This is a genomic window from Staphylococcus massiliensis (assembly GCF_043186315.1).
Taxonomy (GTDB): domain Bacteria; phylum Bacillota; class Bacilli; order Staphylococcales; family Staphylococcaceae; genus Staphylococcus; species Staphylococcus massiliensis.
Genome location: NZ_CP171119.1, coordinates 310141 through 324924, shown reverse-complemented (window position 1 = coordinate 324924; position 14784 = coordinate 310141). Strand labels below are relative to the sequence as shown.

Here is a 14784-nt window from a genome sequence, read left to right as displayed (position 1 = left end):
ATAGAATGAAGGGATTTATCACTTTCGAGGGGCCTGAGGGTTCTGGTAAGACGTCAGTTATACGCGCACTTTATGAGAAATTAAATGATACATATGATGTTATTACAACGAGAGAACCTGGTGGCGTTCAAACTGCTGAAGCGATAAGAGAAATTGTTTTAGAAGGCGAAAATATGGATGAACGCACGGAGGCTCTATTATTTGCGGCGGCACGTCGTGAGCATCTTGTGCAAAAGGTAATTCCAGCACTAGAGAAGAAACAAATCGTGTTGTGTGACCGTTACATCGATAGTTCACTTGCTTATCAAGGTTATGCAAGGGGTATAGGCGTTAGTGAAGTGAAAGCAATTAATGAGTTTGCGATTAAAGATCATTATCCTGATTTAACGATTTATTTAGATGTTAGTCCTGAGGTTGGTCACGCACGCATCAAATCGAACCAACGTGAACAAAACCGCTTAGACGCTGAGTCAATGGCCTTTCACAAAAAGGTTGTAGCCGGTTATAAACAGACGATTGAAACTTATTCAGATCGATTTGTTGTGATAAATGCTGATCAATCCTTAGAAGATGTGATTCAAGATGTTTATGAAGCTGTGTTAAATTACTTAAAAATTATGTGATATACTAAATTCTAAAGAGGTGTTTTATTATGAAAATGGTTATAGCGATTGTTCAAGATCAAGATAGCCAAGAATTAAGTGATCAACTTGTTAAAAATAATTTCAGAGCTACGAAACTTGCAACTACGGGTGGCTTTTTAAAAGCGGGTAACACAACTTTCTTGAGTGGTGTGGATGATGACCGTGTTGATGAAATTTTAGAAGTGATTAATGGAACTTGTGGTAATAGAGAGCAACTTGTATCGCCAATTACACCTATGGGTGGTAGTGCTGACTCTTATATTCCATATCCAGTTGAAGTTGAGGTTGGCGGCGCGACTGTATTCGTTATGCCAGTTGAAACATTTCACCAATTTTAAAGTACTTGTATAGGGCCTGGACACCTACTCGCGTAGGATTAACAATGTGACGTTGTTAATATGTCCGGCCTTTTCATTATAAAGGAGTTATAAATATGGATGAATTAACGAAATTAACCCATGCATATCATGATCAAAAACTTTCTCATGCATATTTATTTGAGGGCGATGATGCGCGTTCGATGAAGTCAGTCGCAATCAACTTTGCGAAAACGATACTGTGTGATAGCGATGAAACGTGTGAGCTTAAGGTCGAAAATTTGAACCATCCGGACTTTATGTATGTCGAAACGAATGAAATTACGATTAAGAAAGAGCAAGTTGAAGCACTCGTCCGCTATATGAACCGCTTGCCTATAGAGAGTACACATAAAGTTTATATTATTGATGGTTTTGAAAAGTTAACAGTTCAAGGTGAAAATAGTATACTGAAATTCCTAGAGGAGCCGCCTAATAATACCATTGCGATACTAATATCAACTAAACCTGAGCAAATTTTAGATACCATACATTCACGTTGCCAACATGTATATTTTAAACCGATGGATACGAAACAAGTGATTGAACACTTTAAATCGGTAGAAATTTCACCTGGTGTAGCAGAAATTCTTGGAACCTATACCACTGATCAAGAAATTGCGATAGAATTGAATAAGGAGTTTGATTTAGCTGCTTTAAGAAAGGAAACGTTGAATTGGTGTCATCTTCTCATTGAAAATAGACCCATGGCACTGATCGCGATTGTTGAATTATTGAAACAAGCTAAAAATCGAAAACTTCAAATACTTGTATTAACGTTAATGAATACGTACTTTCAGGATGTCATGCATATGAAGGCAGACTTAAAGTCGGCAATTACATTAACATCGATACAAGAACATCTCGAAGGTGTCGCGCTTAAATTAAGTTATCAAGACTTAACGACGATACATGAAACACTATTGGAAGCGCATAAAAAATTGAATCAAAATGTGAATCCAACATTAGTGTTTGAACAAATCGCAATTAGAATTAAGGGGTGAAACGTATGCATCATGTTGTAGGTATCCAATTTGATAAGTCAGCTAAATTGGAATATTATTCGCCTTGTGACATAGATTTAAGTGAACAACAATATGTTGTTGTTGAATCATCACGTGGTATTGAGATTGGCCGTGTTAAACATGAACCTACAAATGTCCACGATGAAGATGTCACACTACCTTTAAAAAAGGTATTACGTGTTGCGACGGATAAAGATTTATCTCAATACGAACAAAATCAAATAGACGCAGATCACGCGATGAAACTGTGTAAAACATATATCGATCAGCTTAATTTAGATATGAACCTTGTTAACTGTGTATTCACGCTTGATAAATCTAAGGTTATTTTTAATTTTACAGCTGAAGAGCGCATAGACTTTAGAAAACTTGTTAAAATGCTTGCGCAAAAGCTTAAAACGAGAATTGAACTGCGCCAAATTGGCGTGCGTGATGAAGCACGACTTCTAGGTGGTATTGGTCCTTGTGGACGCTCACTATGTTGTTCAACATTCTTAGGTGACTTTGAACCAGTATCGATTAAGATGGCGAAGGACCAAAATTTATCCTTAAATCCAAGCAAGATTTCAGGTGCTTGTGGTCGTTTAATGTGTTGCTTAAAATATGAGAATGACTACTATGAAGAAGCACGTGAAATGATGCCTGATGTGGGTGAGATGATTCATACACCTGAAGGAAAAGGCAAAGTGGTTGGATTAAATATTTTAGATATTTCCATGCAAATTAAAGTTGACGGTATCGAACAACCGCTTGAATATAAGATGGAAGAATTAGAAGCATTGACGTAAGGAGGCATCAGAGGATTGGACCGAAGTGAATTATTCGAACGATTAACGAATATGGAACGACATGTAACAGAGCTAAATGAAGATATGCAAACGTTAAAGTCTTTAGCGGTCGAACTCGTTGAAGAGAATGTTTCATTACAACTCGAAAATGATAATCTTAAAATGTTGATTGATAAGGAAGAACGTAAAGATCACGATACGTCTAATGGTACAGTGAAAAAACCACTACAAAGTAAAGAGAATTTAGCAATGTTATATAAAGAAGGCTTTCATATTTGTCGAGGCGAATTATTCGGTAAACACCGAAAAGGAGAAGATTGTCTCTTTTGTTTAAATGTACTTAGTGAGCAATAAAATGTTGAAGTACAGATGTTTAAGATTGATATAAGAGGGGGCTAGGACATCTTTCTAAGCAGTGTGATCGGATACTGTGGAGCGAAAGGTAATATTGTCTACGCCCTCTTTTTATTTAAATAGTTTTGGAGGTCAATCAATGTTAAAGCCAAATGAACGCATTGATTATTTATTTAAGGAAAAACTTGAAATTATTCAGAACGATGACGTGTTTTCGTTTTCAACAGATGCACTTTTACTCGCACATTTTACAAAAGTTCGCAAGCGAGATAAAGTTATGGACTTATGTGCTGGGAACGGTGTCATTCCGTTAGTGTTATCGCATAAATGCCATCAAATGATTGAAGGTGTTGAAATTCAATCACAACTCGTTGATATGGCGAATCGTAGTGTCGCTCGAAATGATCTATCAGAGCGTATACATATGCATCATATGGATATTAAGGACTTGGTAAAACATTTTAAACCCGCTACATATGATTTGATAACGTGTAACCCACCTTATTTCAAGGTGAATCAAATGAATCAACATCAAAAGGAAGCCCATAAAATTGCGAGACATGAAGTCATGTGTACGCTTGAGGATGTCTTAAGTGTCACAAGACATTTGTTAAAGCAAGGTGGTAGAATAGTAATGGTACATCGTGCAGACCGTCTTATGGACGTCTTAACTTTGATGCGCCAGTATCAACTCGAACCGAAAGTGCTCCATCTGATTTATAGTAAAAAGCACAAGGCAGCACAAACGATTGTGGTTGAAGCGCGTAAGGGCGGTCAATATGGTTTAAAAATAGGCGCTCCTTTTTATATGTATCAAGACGATAATACGTATACAGAAGAAATGAAGGCTATATATTATGGATAATCATTTTGTTTATATTTTAAAGTGTAAAGATGAATCGCTCTACACGGGGTATACAGTAGATGTAGAAAAACGTGTAGCGAAACATAATGCAGGCTTAGGTGCGAAATATACGAAAATAAGACGCCCGGTGCGTCTTGTTTATCAAGAATCGTATACGTCGAAGTCTGAAGCATTAAAGAGAGAATATGCGATTAAGCAATTATCACGACGAGATAAATTAAATCTCATTCAAGGAGGGTAGCGCATGCAGACATTATATTTAGTGGGAACGCCTATCGGAAACCTTAGCGATATAACGTACCGCGCTGTCGAAACGTTAAAGTCGGTCGATGTTATAGCGTGTGAAGATACGCGCGTGACGCAGAAGCTATGCCATCATTATGATATCGATACAAAGCTCATCTCATATCATGAGCATAATAAAGAAAGTAAGACCGAGCAGTTAGTAGCAAGCCTTAAGGAAGGTCAGGATATCGCTTTAGTTTCTGACGCAGGTTTACCTTTAATTAGTGACCCTGGTTATGAACTTGTTGTACAAGCGCGAGCGGCTGATATTAAGGTTGAAACGATACCAGGTGCGAATGCAGGTTTAACTGCCCTCATGACGAGTGGTCTCCCTTCATATGTGTATACATTTTTAGGGTTTTTACCGCGTAAAGAGAAGGATAAGGTTGAAATCCTATCTACACGTATGTATCAAGAGAGCACGCTGATTCTATATGAATCACCGTTTCGTGTTAAAGATACGTTAAAAGCCATTGAGAAGGTGGATCAAACGCGTAACGTTTCAGTTTGTCGTGAACTAACGAAGAAGTTTGAGCAAGTTGAAACGTGTACGGTTCAGGAAGCGCTTTTAAAAATGGACCAAGAGGAGATTGTTCAAAAAGGCGAGTTTGTGATTCTGATTGAAGGTAAGAAAGAAACGACTGCAAATTGGTTTGAAGATTTATCGATACAAGAACATGTAACACATTATATCGATCAAGGTAATAAACCGAAAGCTGCGATTAAAACTGTAGCTAAAGAACGTGGTATGAAAACTGGCGAAGTGTACGATTTATATCATAATGTATAAAATGAAAGTGATATATTGTTATTATAGAAAGTGTTCAAAGCTTGCGTTCGGATGTATGGTTTAAGGACTTTTCAAGCATGACGCATCATTGAAAATAAAGGTAAATTTAGATATATTTATAAGATAAGAAACGAGGAGGCGCGCTGATGACAAAAGATACATTTTATATCACAACACCGATTTATTATCCGAGCGGTAATTTACATATCGGGCATGCATATTCAACAGTTGCAGGTGATGTGATTGCGAGATATAAACGCTTACAAGGGTACGATGTTCGTTATCTAACAGGTACTGACGAGCATGGTCAAAAGATTCAAGATAAAGCACATAAAGCAGGCTTAAGTGAGAAGGAATACCTTGATGAAATGATTTCAGGTATTAAAGCCCTTTGGAAAAAACTTGATATTTCAAACGATGACTTTATTCGTACGACTGAAGAACGTCACAAAGAAGTTGTAGAAAAAGTCTTCGAACGCTTACTTAAACAAGGTGATATCTACCTTGGTGAATATGAAGGTTGGTACTCTGTACCTGATGAAACGTATTATACAGAGACTCAGTTAGTAGATCCTGTCTATGAAGACGGTAAAATTGTAGGCGGTAAGAGTCCAGATTCAGGACATGAAGTGGAATTAGTTAAAGAAGAAAGTTATTTCTTTAAATTATCGAAATATACAGATCGTTTATTAGCGTTCTATGATGAGCATCCAGACTTTATCCAGCCGCCATCACGTAAGAATGAAATGATTAATAACTTTATTAAACCAGGACTTGAAGACTTAGCGGTTTCACGTACGTCTTTCAACTGGGGTGTCGAAGTACCTTCAAACCCTAAGCACGTTGTATACGTATGGGTCGACGCACTGGTTAACTATATTTCAGCGTTAGGTTACTTATCAGACGATGATACATTATTTAAGAAATATTGGCCTGCAGACATGCATTTAATGGCTAAGGAAATTGTTCGTTTCCACTCAATTATTTGGCCAATTTTACTTATGGCGTTAGACTTACCACTACCTAAGAAAGTCTTTGCGCACGGTTGGGTACTGATGAAGGACGGTAAGATGAGTAAGTCTAAAGGTAACGTTGTTGACCCTAACGTATTAATTGACCGTTATGGTTTAGATGCGACACGTTATTACTTAATGCGTGAGTTACCGTTTGGTTCTGATGGCGTATTCACGCCGGAAGCATTCGTTGAACGTACGAACTATGATTTAGCTAATGATTTAGGTAACTTAGTGAACCGTACGATTTCTATGATTAACAAATACTTTGACGGTGAACTTAAGGCGTACCAAGGCCCTCAAAGTGATTTAGACCGTGAAGTTGAAGAAATGGCGCTTGATACTGTTCAAACGTTCCATGAGAATATGGACAATCTTCAGTTCTCAGTTGCGTTATCAACGGTATGGAAATTAATTAGCCGTACGAATAAATATATTGATGAGACGACGCCGTGGATTCTAGCAAAAGACGAATCTAAGCGCGACGAACTTGCTAACGTAATGGCACACTTAGTTGAGAATATTCGCTTTGCAGCAGTGCTGCTGCGTCCTTTCTTAACAAAAGCACCGTATGAAATCTTCAAACAACTTAACATCCAAGACGAAGATTTACATGTATATGAGAGCTTGAAGACGTATGGTCAATTAAAATCTGATATTAAGGTGACTGAAAAGCCACAACCTATCTTCCCTCGCCTTGATAATGAAAAAGAAATTGACTTTATTAAAACGTCTATGCAACCACCTAAATCTGGAGAAACAGAAGAAGAGGTTGAAGAGAAGCCTCAAATCGACATCAAAGACTTCGATAAAGTTGAGATTAAAGCAGCAACGGTTGTTGATGCGACAAACATTAAGAAGTCTGACAAACTCTTAAAAATTCAAGTCGACCTAGGTTATGAGAAACGACAAATTATTTCAGGTATTGCGAAATTCTATCAACCAGAAGATATCATTGGTAAGAAAGTCGCTGTCGTTTCAAACTTAAAACCAGCTAAATTAATGGGCCAAAAATCTGAAGGTATGATTTTATCTGCAGAAAAAGATGGCGTACTTACATTAGTTAGCTTACCGAATGCGATTGTTAATGGCGCAGTAATTAAATAATTAAAGGAGCGTATATAAATGCTTATTGATACACATGTACATTTAAATGCGGATCAGTACGATGAAGACTTAGAACAGGTGATTGAGAACGCACGTGAAGCGGGCGTTGACCGTATGTTCGTTGTAGGCTTTGATACGAAGACGGTAGAACGTACGATGGAACTTATTGATCAATATGACTTTATTTACGGTATTATTGGTTGGCACCCAGTTGATGCGATTGATTGTACAGATGAGCGCTTAGAATGGATCGAAGACCTTTCTAAACATGAAAAGATTATCGGTATTGGTGAAATGGGTCTTGATTATCATTGGGATAAATCACCTAAAGATGTACAAAAAGAAGTATTTAGAAAGCAAATTGCGCTTGCAAAGCGTGTTCAGTTACCGATTGTGATTCATAACCGTGAGGCAACACAAGATTGTGTAGACATCCTTATGGAAGAACACGCTGAAGAAGTTGGTGGCATTATGCATAGTTTCAGTGGTTCTCCTGAAATCGCGGATGTGCTATTTAATAAATTAGACTTCCATATTTCATTAGGTGGCCCTGTGACATTTAAAAATGCGAAACAACCGAAAGAAGTGGCCAAACATGTGCCATTAGAACGCTTGTTAGTTGAAACGGATGCACCGTTCTTATCACCTCATCCTTATAGAGGTAAACGTAATGAACCAAGTCGCGTGACGCTTGTTGCGGAACAAATTGCTGAATTACGTGGCATTTCTTATGAAGAAGTTTGTAAAGTAACGACAGAAAATGCTGAACGCTTATTTAAATTAAAATAATGTTTGAAAAGGTACAATATTGATATAAGTACTTCATTGCTTATTATCGATGTTGTGCCTTTTTCTATATTTCATGTAAAATGTGTGGAGTAACTATTTAGAATCGAGGTAAAAGACATGAAAATCAACGAATTTGTGGTAGTCGAAGGTCGCGATGATACTGAACGCGTTAAACGTGCGGTTATTTGCGATACAATAGAAACAAATGGTAGTGCTATCAACAAAGAAACGATTGAAATTATACAAAATGCTAGGGAGACGCGTGGTGTCATCGTGCTTACAGATCCTGATTTCCCAGGTGATAAAATTAGAGCGATTATTGAAGAGCACGTGCCGGGCGTGAAACATGCTTATATTAATCCAGAAGACGCGATGAATAAAAATAAGAAGATTGGTGTCGAACATGCAACTTTAGAAACGATTAAAGCGGCTTTATCAAATGTTTCTACGCCATTTTCAGAGGGTGACGAAACGATTTCTAAAGCTGAACTTATTGATTTAGGATTGGTGATTGGTCCTGACGCGAGACATCGTCGAGAAGTCGTTTGTCGTTCATTACGTATCGGTCACGCAAATGGTAAGCAATTGTTAAAGAAACTTAACGCGTTTGGTTATACGCGAGAAGATGTAATTGAAGCTTTGGATAAGAAAGGGTTGAAATCATGACAAAGGATATTGCAACACCTACACGAACGCTTGCTTTATTAAAAGAATACGGTTTTAACTTTAAGAAGAGTTTAGGTCAAAACTTCTTAGTGGATGTAAATATTATCAATAAAATTATCGAATCAAGTGACATTGATGAACGTACTGGTGTCATCGAAGTTGGTCCTGGGATGGGCTCACTTACCGAGCAACTTGCTAAGCACGCGAAGAAAGTGTTGGCATTCGAAATTGATCAGCGTTTGATTCCTGTTTTAAAAGACACGTTATCACCGTACGACAATACAGTTGTGATTAATGAGGATATTCTAAAGGCAGATGTTGAACAAGAAATACGTACACATATGCAAGATTGCGATAAAATTTTAGTTGTGGCGAACTTGCCATATTATATTACGACGCCAATCTTACTAACATTGCTCCAACAAAATACGAATATCGATGGCTATGTAGTTATGATGCAAAAAGAAGTTGGTGAGCGCTTAAATGCTAAAGTGGGTACGAAATCTTATGGGTCATTGTCGATTATTGCACAGTATTACACAGAAACATCTCGTGTGTTAACTGTTCCGAAGTCGGTATTCTTACCACCGCCAAATGTTGATTCAATCGTGATTAAATTAACGCGTCGCGATCAACCTGTGGTAGAGGTTGATGATGAAGAGACCTTTTTTAAATTAACAAAAGGCGCGTTCAGCCAGCGCCGTAAAACCATTTATAACAATTATCAAAATTTAGTGTTTGACGGTAAAAAGTATAAAGAGACGATTAAAGAATGGTTAGAAAGTTCAGATATCGATCCTAAGCGACGCGGTGAAACCCTTTCCATTAAAGAATTTGCGCAACTTTACGAGAATATGAAAAATTTTCCCGAATTAAAGATATGAAAGTGTTGACATTGCGCGCTCACCTTGATAAAATTTAAATTTTATTTGACAAAATATTGGTAAAAGTGGTACAATGTTTATTGTAGCGAGGTGGAGCAATATGCCAAAATCTATCATCGACATCAAAAATTCTCTTGATGGTCACTTAGGAAATCGTATTGTACTTAAAGCTAATGAAGGACGTAAGAAGACAATCGAAAGATGTGGTGTACTGACAGAAACATACCCATCAGTTTTCGTTGTTGAATTGGACCCAGAACAACATAACTTCGAACGTGTATCTTATACATATACAGATGTTTTAACTGAGAATGTTCAAGTATCGTTCGACGAAGAAGCAATCGCACAATAAGCAACATATTCATATATTAAAAGGCACGAATCATTTTGGTTCGTGTCTTTTTACGTGTGGTGGGCGCTTGGGTGCGCTAAGGATATTGGTTTAAATAAGTGTATGGGTAGACATGGGTCTTGAGATGCATAGGCCTTGCCTGATTGTGGGGGAAGGGCGTTCCGGTTTTGTCGTCCATATTACATTGTTTGGCTCAGTCTTTGTAACAAGGCGTCCATATTACATTGTTTGGTAAAGTCTATGTAATAAGGCGCCCATGTTACATTGTTTAGTACAGTCTTTGTAACAAGGCGCCCATATTACATTGTTTGGTGTAGTCTTTGTAATAAGGCGCCCATATTACATTGTTTGGTAGAGTCTTTGTAACAAGGCGTCCATGTTACATTGTTTGGCTCAGTCTTTGTAATAAGGCAACCTCATATCTAGTCAGTAGACTCATTCGCCTATAAGACCTGGCGGCAGCCTGGCCTAAAAAGTCTACCCGACTCTCACCAAAATTGGTGCCAGACAAAATCATACAATCAATTACATATCTTAAAACGACTAGCACCCAATCCCGTATAATGACTTATATTTAATTCAAACGATACGGCTCTTTATGTTAAAATAATTTCATCAATAACTTGAAAGAGGCTAAAAGTATGATTTTTGAAACGGCACCGGCGAAAATTAATTTAACACTTGATACGCTTTTCAAACGTGACGATGGTTATCATGAAGTCGAAATGATCATGACGACCGTCGATTTGAATGACCGTTTATCTTTTGAAAAACGCAACGATCAAAAAATTGTATTAAAAGTAGATAAAAACTTTATTCCGAATGATAGAAAGAATTTGGCTTTTAAAGCAGCGGAACTCATGATCAAGACTTACGAGCTGAAACAAGGTGTAACGATTACGCTTGATAAAAGCATTCCTGTAGCGGCAGGATTAGCAGGTGGCTCAAGTGATGCAGCTGCTACGATGCGTGGTATCAATCGACTATTCGAACTTGATGTGCCTAAGTCGGAACTAGCAGCGTTATCGGCGAGTCTAGGATCGGATATTCCTTTCTGCGTATATAGCGAGACGGCTGTATGTCGCGGGCGCGGTGAGAAGTTAGAATTGATTAATCGTCCACCATCTAGTTGGGTTATCATCGCTAAGCCAGCTATTAGCTTGTCGACAGCGGATATCTACAAAGCGCTTAACCTAGACCACCCATATACCGTACATACGAAAATGTGCTATGATGCAATTAAAGAGGACGATTATGACAAAATGTGTAAAAGCCTAACTAATCGTTTAGAAGAAGTATCAATTGGTTTGTGCCCTGAAATTAAGAAGATTAAGGAAAACATGATTAATAACGGCGCAGATGGTGCTTTAATGAGTGGTAGTGGACCAACTGTGTTTGGACTTGCACAGCGCGAAAGACAAGCAAGACACGTTTATAACGCCGTAAGTGGTTGTTGTAGCGAAGTGTACATTGTAAGAATGTTAGGTTGAAAAGAAAGGTGACGTAATATGCGATACAAACGTAGCGAACGAATAGTGTTTATGACCCAGTACTTAATGAACCATCCAAACGAAGTCATTCCACTCACATTCTTTGTGAACAAATTTAAGCAAGCTAAGTCATCTATCAGTGAAGACGTTCATATTATTAAGGGCACCCTTGAAAAGGAAAAGATGGGTACGATCATCACGTCGTCTGGCGTAAGCGGCGGTGTATCATTCAAACCAGGTATGAGTAAAGACGAAGCGACGCGCATTGTTGAAGAGGTTATCGAAAAACTTCAAGAGAAAGACCGCCTATTACCAGGTGGCTACTTATTCCTATCAGACCTAATGGGTAATCCTAAGTTGATTAACCGTATCGGTAAAATGATTGCATCTATTTACATTGAAGAAGACCTAGATGCAATCGTAACAATTGCGACTAAAGGTATATCTCTTGCTAATGCAGTTGGAAGTGTATTAAATTTACCTGTAGTGGTTATCAGAAAAGATAATAAGGTGACTGAAGGTTCTACAGTGTCCATAAACTACGTCTCAGGTTCAACACGTCAAATTGAAACGATGGTATTATCTAAACGCACATTAAAAGAACACTCTAATGTTTTAATCGTGGACGATTTTATGCGTGCAGGTGGATCTATAAACGGCGTTATGAATTTAATGAGAGAGTTTAAAGCTACTGTTAAAGGGGTATCAGTACTTGTAGAATCTAAAGAAGTTGAACAACGATTAATTCGAGATTATACATCCTTAGTAAGACTATCTGATGTCGATGAATATAATCAGAACTTTAACGTTGAAATGGGCAATAGCTTATCTAAATTTGAATAAAAAAAGGAGCGTATCACAACATGAAGATAATTAATACAAACAAAGCACCTGAAGCTTTAGGACCATATTCACATGCCACAGTAGTTAATGGCTTAGTTTACACATCAGGACAAATTCCATTAAATCTTAATGGAGAAATTGTGAGTGATGATGTTTCCGAGCAAACAACTCAAGTTTTAGAAAATTTAAAAGTGGTATTAAATGAAGCAGGTTCAGATTTAGATGCTGTTGTTAAAGCAACGATCTTTATATCTGATATGAACGATTTTCAACACATTAATAAAGTTTATGGTTCTTACTTTAATGAACATCAACCAGCACGTAGTTGTGTTGAGGTAGCACGTCTACCTAAAGATGTGAAAGTTGAAATTGAAATCGTAGCAGAAGTAAAGGATTTATAATTTTTATTAATGTTTGTTAAGCTTCTATAAATAAAAAGATATACTATGGGGGGCTCACTACATGAAAGTGACAGATGTTAGACTTAGAAAAATACAAACTGACGGAAGAATGAAAGCGCTCGTTTCAATTACATTAGAGGAATCATTCGTAATCCATGATTTACGTGTAATTGAAGGTAATTCAGGTCTATTCGTCGCGATGCCAAGTAAACGTACACCAGATGGTGAATTCCGTGATATCGCGCATCCAATCAACTCAGACATGAGACAAGAAATTCAAGATGCCGTGATGAAAGTATATGATGAAACAGATGAAGTAATTCCTGGTAAATCAAACCAACAAGAATCTGAATCTAAGGAAGACGATACAGAAGAAGAAGCTTAATACGTTGAATATTAAGTCATATCAGCACACCGTAGCACATTGTTTCGGTGTGCTTTTTTTATTTATGCAATAAACAAGCTTTAGTGTATTTCTAAGAATTAACCATGAAATAATTTATAATAGCACCAAATATCATTAAAGTAATTTTCAACTAATGGAAATAGTTAACTTTTAAAAAAGCTTTCAACAGGAACTTCTCTGTTTGACCTTGAAAGTAACTATTCTATTAAATTATAATAATGTAGAAGTGTAAATATTAATGGAGGGTCGCTTCATGCAAAAAAATGCAGTTATTTTAGCAACAGACAAAAGCGAGAAAATGAAATCTAAGAAGCAAGATGTTCTTCATAAAGTTGCAGGCAAAACAATGATTGAACATGTTGTAGGACAAGTTAAGCAATTAGAGCTCGATAACATTGTAACTGTTGTAGATAAAGAAGATGACAAAGTTCAAGAAATCGTTCAAGATGCATGTTTATACGCTCAAGGTTCTTCAAATGACAACGTTTTATCAAACTTAAATGAAACGAAAGCAAACCTAAAAGATCAATCTGGCATGACTTTAATCGTTTCTGGTAATGCGCCGTTATTAACTAAGGAAACGCTTAAAGCGATGATGGCTTTTCATGAACAAGAAGAAAGCGATGCGACAATTCTAACGACTGTTTCAGGCACGACAGAATATAAAACACGCTATGTTTACCGCGATGAACATGGTATGTTCGAAGCTATCAAGCCTGTTGGAAAACGTGATGCTTTCTATCAATCAGAAGTTGATTACGATGAAATTGAAGACGAACTTGGTTTAAGTCAAGACGAAGTAGATGCATATGTGGATTTAGGGCTTGATGAAGAAGATGGCGACGCTGGTGTTTATGTATTTAATACTGAGAAGCTCATTGAATTGTTAGAACAAGTTAATTTCGACAATGAAACGCATGAATGTGACATTTATGAACTTGTAAATAACCTTAAAGACAAAGATGGCAAAGTTTCTACTATGGATATAGACGACTTTCTAGAACCATTAAATATTACACAAAGATCATTCATTGGATTAGCTGAAAAGGAACTTCAGCTACGCATTAATCATTATCACTTAAACAACGGTGTGACAATTGTTGATACAGACACAACGTATATTGGTCCGGACGTAACAATTGGCATGGACACAATTATTGAACCTGGTGCTAAAATTATGGGCCAAACTGTTATTGGTGAAGATGTTGTAATCGGTCAGTATTCTGAAATTACAAATAGTGAAATTAAAGACGGCGCTCAAATCAAGCATTCTGTAGTGACAGATGCAATTATAGGCGAAAAGTCTAAGATTGGTCCGTTTGCACAACTTCGTCCAGGTACAAACCTTGGTCAAGAAGTTAAAATCGGTAACTTTGTTGAAACGAAGAAAGCAACACTCGATGATGGCGCTAAAGTCTCTCACCTTAGCTACATTGGCGATGCCGAAATTGGCGCTCGTACGAATATAGGTTGCGGTTCAATCACAGTTAACTATGATGGTGTCAATAAATTCAAGACAATCGTTGGTAAAGATGCATTTATCGGTTGTAACACGAACTTAGTTGCACCGGTATCAGTAGGTGATAATACATTAATCGCTGCTGGTTCAACAATCACGGATGATGTACCACAAGATAGCTTAGCACTTGCAAGATCACGCCAAACTACTAAAGATGGCTATTTGAAAGACCGTAAATAATTTGAATACCGAATCAAATAATTGGAG

18 protein-coding genes are annotated in these 14784 nt (G+C 37.3%); all 18 read left to right on the top strand.

The genetic code is table 11. From position 1 onward, the window contains the following. Positions 1-5 precede the first annotated feature (5 nt). The 18 genes from tmk to ACF3N8_RS01465 all read left to right on the top strand — a co-directional run bounded on the left by tmk (position 6) and on the right by ACF3N8_RS01465 (position 14757). Positions 6-623: a dTMP kinase gene (tmk, locus tag ACF3N8_RS01550; protein WP_238094288.1), complete on the top strand. Its 618-nt coding sequence runs from the start codon at positions 6-8 to the stop codon at positions 621-623. Between the two features lie 29 nt (positions 624-652). After that, the gene (locus ACF3N8_RS01545) at positions 653-982 is read left to right on the top strand and encodes a cyclic-di-AMP receptor (protein ID WP_009384539.1); all 330 of its coding nucleotides are present in this window, start codon (positions 653-655) and stop codon (positions 980-982) included. 95 nt (positions 983-1077) lie between these two features. Beyond that, positions 1078-2004 carry a DNA polymerase III subunit delta' C-terminal domain-containing protein gene (locus tag ACF3N8_RS01540; protein ID WP_009384541.1) on the top strand — a complete coding sequence of 309 codons (927 nt, stop codon included), beginning with the start codon at positions 1078-1080 and terminating at the stop codon, positions 2002-2004. 5 nt (positions 2005-2009) lie between these two features. Next, positions 2010-2813 (top strand): stage 0 sporulation family protein, encoded by an 804-nt coding sequence (locus ACF3N8_RS01535; RefSeq protein WP_009384543.1) that lies wholly within the window; start codon positions 2010-2012, stop codon positions 2811-2813. Between the two features lie 15 nt (positions 2814-2828). Then, complete coding sequence (gene yabA, locus ACF3N8_RS01530; protein ID WP_009384545.1) at positions 2829-3167, top strand: DNA replication initiation control protein YabA; 339 nt, start codon at positions 2829-2831, stop codon at positions 3165-3167. A gap of 139 nt (positions 3168-3306) precedes the next feature. After that, positions 3307-4032, top strand: coding sequence for a tRNA1(Val) (adenine(37)-N6)-methyltransferase (locus ACF3N8_RS01525; protein ID WP_009384547.1), 726 nt, complete (start codon positions 3307-3309; stop codon positions 4030-4032). Further along, positions 4025-4273, top strand: coding sequence for a GIY-YIG nuclease family protein (locus ACF3N8_RS01520; protein ID WP_009384549.1), 249 nt, complete (start codon positions 4025-4027; stop codon positions 4271-4273). Before ACF3N8_RS01525 ends, ACF3N8_RS01520 begins: the two co-directional genes overlap by 8 nt. Positions 4274-4276: 3 nt before the next feature. Further along, complete coding sequence (gene rsmI, locus ACF3N8_RS01515) at positions 4277-5107, top strand: 16S rRNA (cytidine(1402)-2'-O)-methyltransferase (RefSeq protein WP_392450115.1); 831 nt, start codon at positions 4277-4279, stop codon at positions 5105-5107. Positions 5108-5253: 146 nt separating this feature from the next. After that, complete coding sequence (metG, locus tag ACF3N8_RS01510; protein WP_009384553.1) at positions 5254-7227, top strand: methionine--tRNA ligase; 1974 nt, start codon at positions 5254-5256, stop codon at positions 7225-7227. 18 nt (positions 7228-7245) lie between these two features. Continuing rightward, positions 7246-8016, top strand: coding sequence for a TatD family hydrolase (locus ACF3N8_RS01505; RefSeq protein WP_009384555.1), 771 nt, complete (start codon positions 7246-7248; stop codon positions 8014-8016). Between the two features lie 117 nt (positions 8017-8133). Next, positions 8134-8682: a ribonuclease M5 gene (rnmV, locus tag ACF3N8_RS01500; protein ID WP_009384556.1), complete on the top strand. Its 549-nt coding sequence runs from the start codon at positions 8134-8136 to the stop codon at positions 8680-8682. Further along, positions 8679-9566, top strand: coding sequence for a 16S rRNA (adenine(1518)-N(6)/adenine(1519)-N(6))-dimethyltransferase RsmA (rsmA, locus tag ACF3N8_RS01495; protein WP_392450113.1), 888 nt, complete (start codon positions 8679-8681; stop codon positions 9564-9566). Before rnmV ends, rsmA begins: the two co-directional genes overlap by 4 nt. A 100-nt stretch (positions 9567-9666) precedes the next feature. Beyond that, positions 9667-9918, top strand: a complete 252-nt coding sequence (locus tag ACF3N8_RS01490) for a Veg family protein (RefSeq protein ID WP_392450111.1) — start codon at positions 9667-9669, stop codon at positions 9916-9918. A 641-nt stretch (positions 9919-10559) separates the two neighbouring features. After that, entirely contained in the window at positions 10560-11408 is an 849-nt protein-coding gene (gene ispE / locus ACF3N8_RS01485) for a 4-(cytidine 5'-diphospho)-2-C-methyl-D-erythritol kinase (RefSeq protein WP_009384562.1), read from the top strand. An 18-nt stretch (positions 11409-11426) separates the two neighbouring features. Then, entirely contained in the window at positions 11427-12251 is an 825-nt protein-coding gene (gene purR, locus ACF3N8_RS01480; protein ID WP_009384564.1) for a pur operon repressor, read from the top strand. 20 nt (positions 12252-12271) lie between these two features. After that, on the top strand, positions 12272-12652 hold the full coding sequence (locus ACF3N8_RS01475; protein WP_009384566.1) for a RidA family protein: 381 nt from the start codon (positions 12272-12274) through the stop codon (positions 12650-12652). A 61-nt stretch (positions 12653-12713) separates the two neighbouring features. Beyond that, positions 12714-13037 carry a septation regulator SpoVG gene (gene spoVG, locus ACF3N8_RS01470; protein WP_009384568.1) on the top strand — a complete coding sequence of 108 codons (324 nt, stop codon included), beginning with the start codon at positions 12714-12716 and terminating at the stop codon, positions 13035-13037. Between the two features lie 274 nt (positions 13038-13311). After that, entirely contained in the window at positions 13312-14757 is a 1446-nt protein-coding gene (locus tag ACF3N8_RS01465) for an NTP transferase domain-containing protein (RefSeq protein ID WP_009384570.1), read from the top strand. The last annotated feature ends 27 nt before the right edge of the window (positions 14758-14784 follow it).

Coding starts and splice junctions, on each gene's coding strand:
- tmk (WP_238094288.1), top strand. CDS start 6: ATGAAGGGATTTATCACTTTCGAGGGGCCTGAGGGTTCTGGTAAGACG.
- ACF3N8_RS01545 (WP_009384539.1), top strand. CDS start 653: ATGAAAATGGTTATAGCGATTGTTCAAGATCAAGATAGCCAAGAATTA.
- ACF3N8_RS01540 (WP_009384541.1), top strand. CDS start 1,078: ATGGATGAATTAACGAAATTAACCCATGCATATCATGATCAAAAACTT.
- ACF3N8_RS01535 (WP_009384543.1), top strand. CDS start 2,010: ATGCATCATGTTGTAGGTATCCAATTTGATAAGTCAGCTAAATTGGAA.
- ACF3N8_RS01525 (WP_009384547.1), top strand. CDS start 3,307: ATGTTAAAGCCAAATGAACGCATTGATTATTTATTTAAGGAAAAACTT.
- ACF3N8_RS01520 (WP_009384549.1), top strand. CDS start 4,025: ATGGATAATCATTTTGTTTATATTTTAAAGTGTAAAGATGAATCGCTC.
- rsmI (WP_392450115.1), top strand. CDS start 4,277: ATGCAGACATTATATTTAGTGGGAACGCCTATCGGAAACCTTAGCGAT.
- metG (WP_009384553.1), top strand. CDS start 5,254: ATGACAAAAGATACATTTTATATCACAACACCGATTTATTATCCGAGC.
- ACF3N8_RS01505 (WP_009384555.1), top strand. CDS start 7,246: ATGCTTATTGATACACATGTACATTTAAATGCGGATCAGTACGATGAA.
- rnmV (WP_009384556.1), top strand. CDS start 8,134: ATGAAAATCAACGAATTTGTGGTAGTCGAAGGTCGCGATGATACTGAA.
- rsmA (WP_392450113.1), top strand. CDS start 8,679: ATGACAAAGGATATTGCAACACCTACACGAACGCTTGCTTTATTAAAA.
- ACF3N8_RS01490 (WP_392450111.1), top strand. CDS start 9,667: ATGCCAAAATCTATCATCGACATCAAAAATTCTCTTGATGGTCACTTA.
- ispE (WP_009384562.1), top strand. CDS start 10,560: ATGATTTTTGAAACGGCACCGGCGAAAATTAATTTAACACTTGATACG.
- purR (WP_009384564.1), top strand. CDS start 11,427: ATGCGATACAAACGTAGCGAACGAATAGTGTTTATGACCCAGTACTTA.
- ACF3N8_RS01475 (WP_009384566.1), top strand. CDS start 12,272: ATGAAGATAATTAATACAAACAAAGCACCTGAAGCTTTAGGACCATAT.
- spoVG (WP_009384568.1), top strand. CDS start 12,714: ATGAAAGTGACAGATGTTAGACTTAGAAAAATACAAACTGACGGAAGA.
- ACF3N8_RS01465 (WP_009384570.1), top strand. CDS start 13,312: ATGCAAAAAAATGCAGTTATTTTAGCAACAGACAAAAGCGAGAAAATG.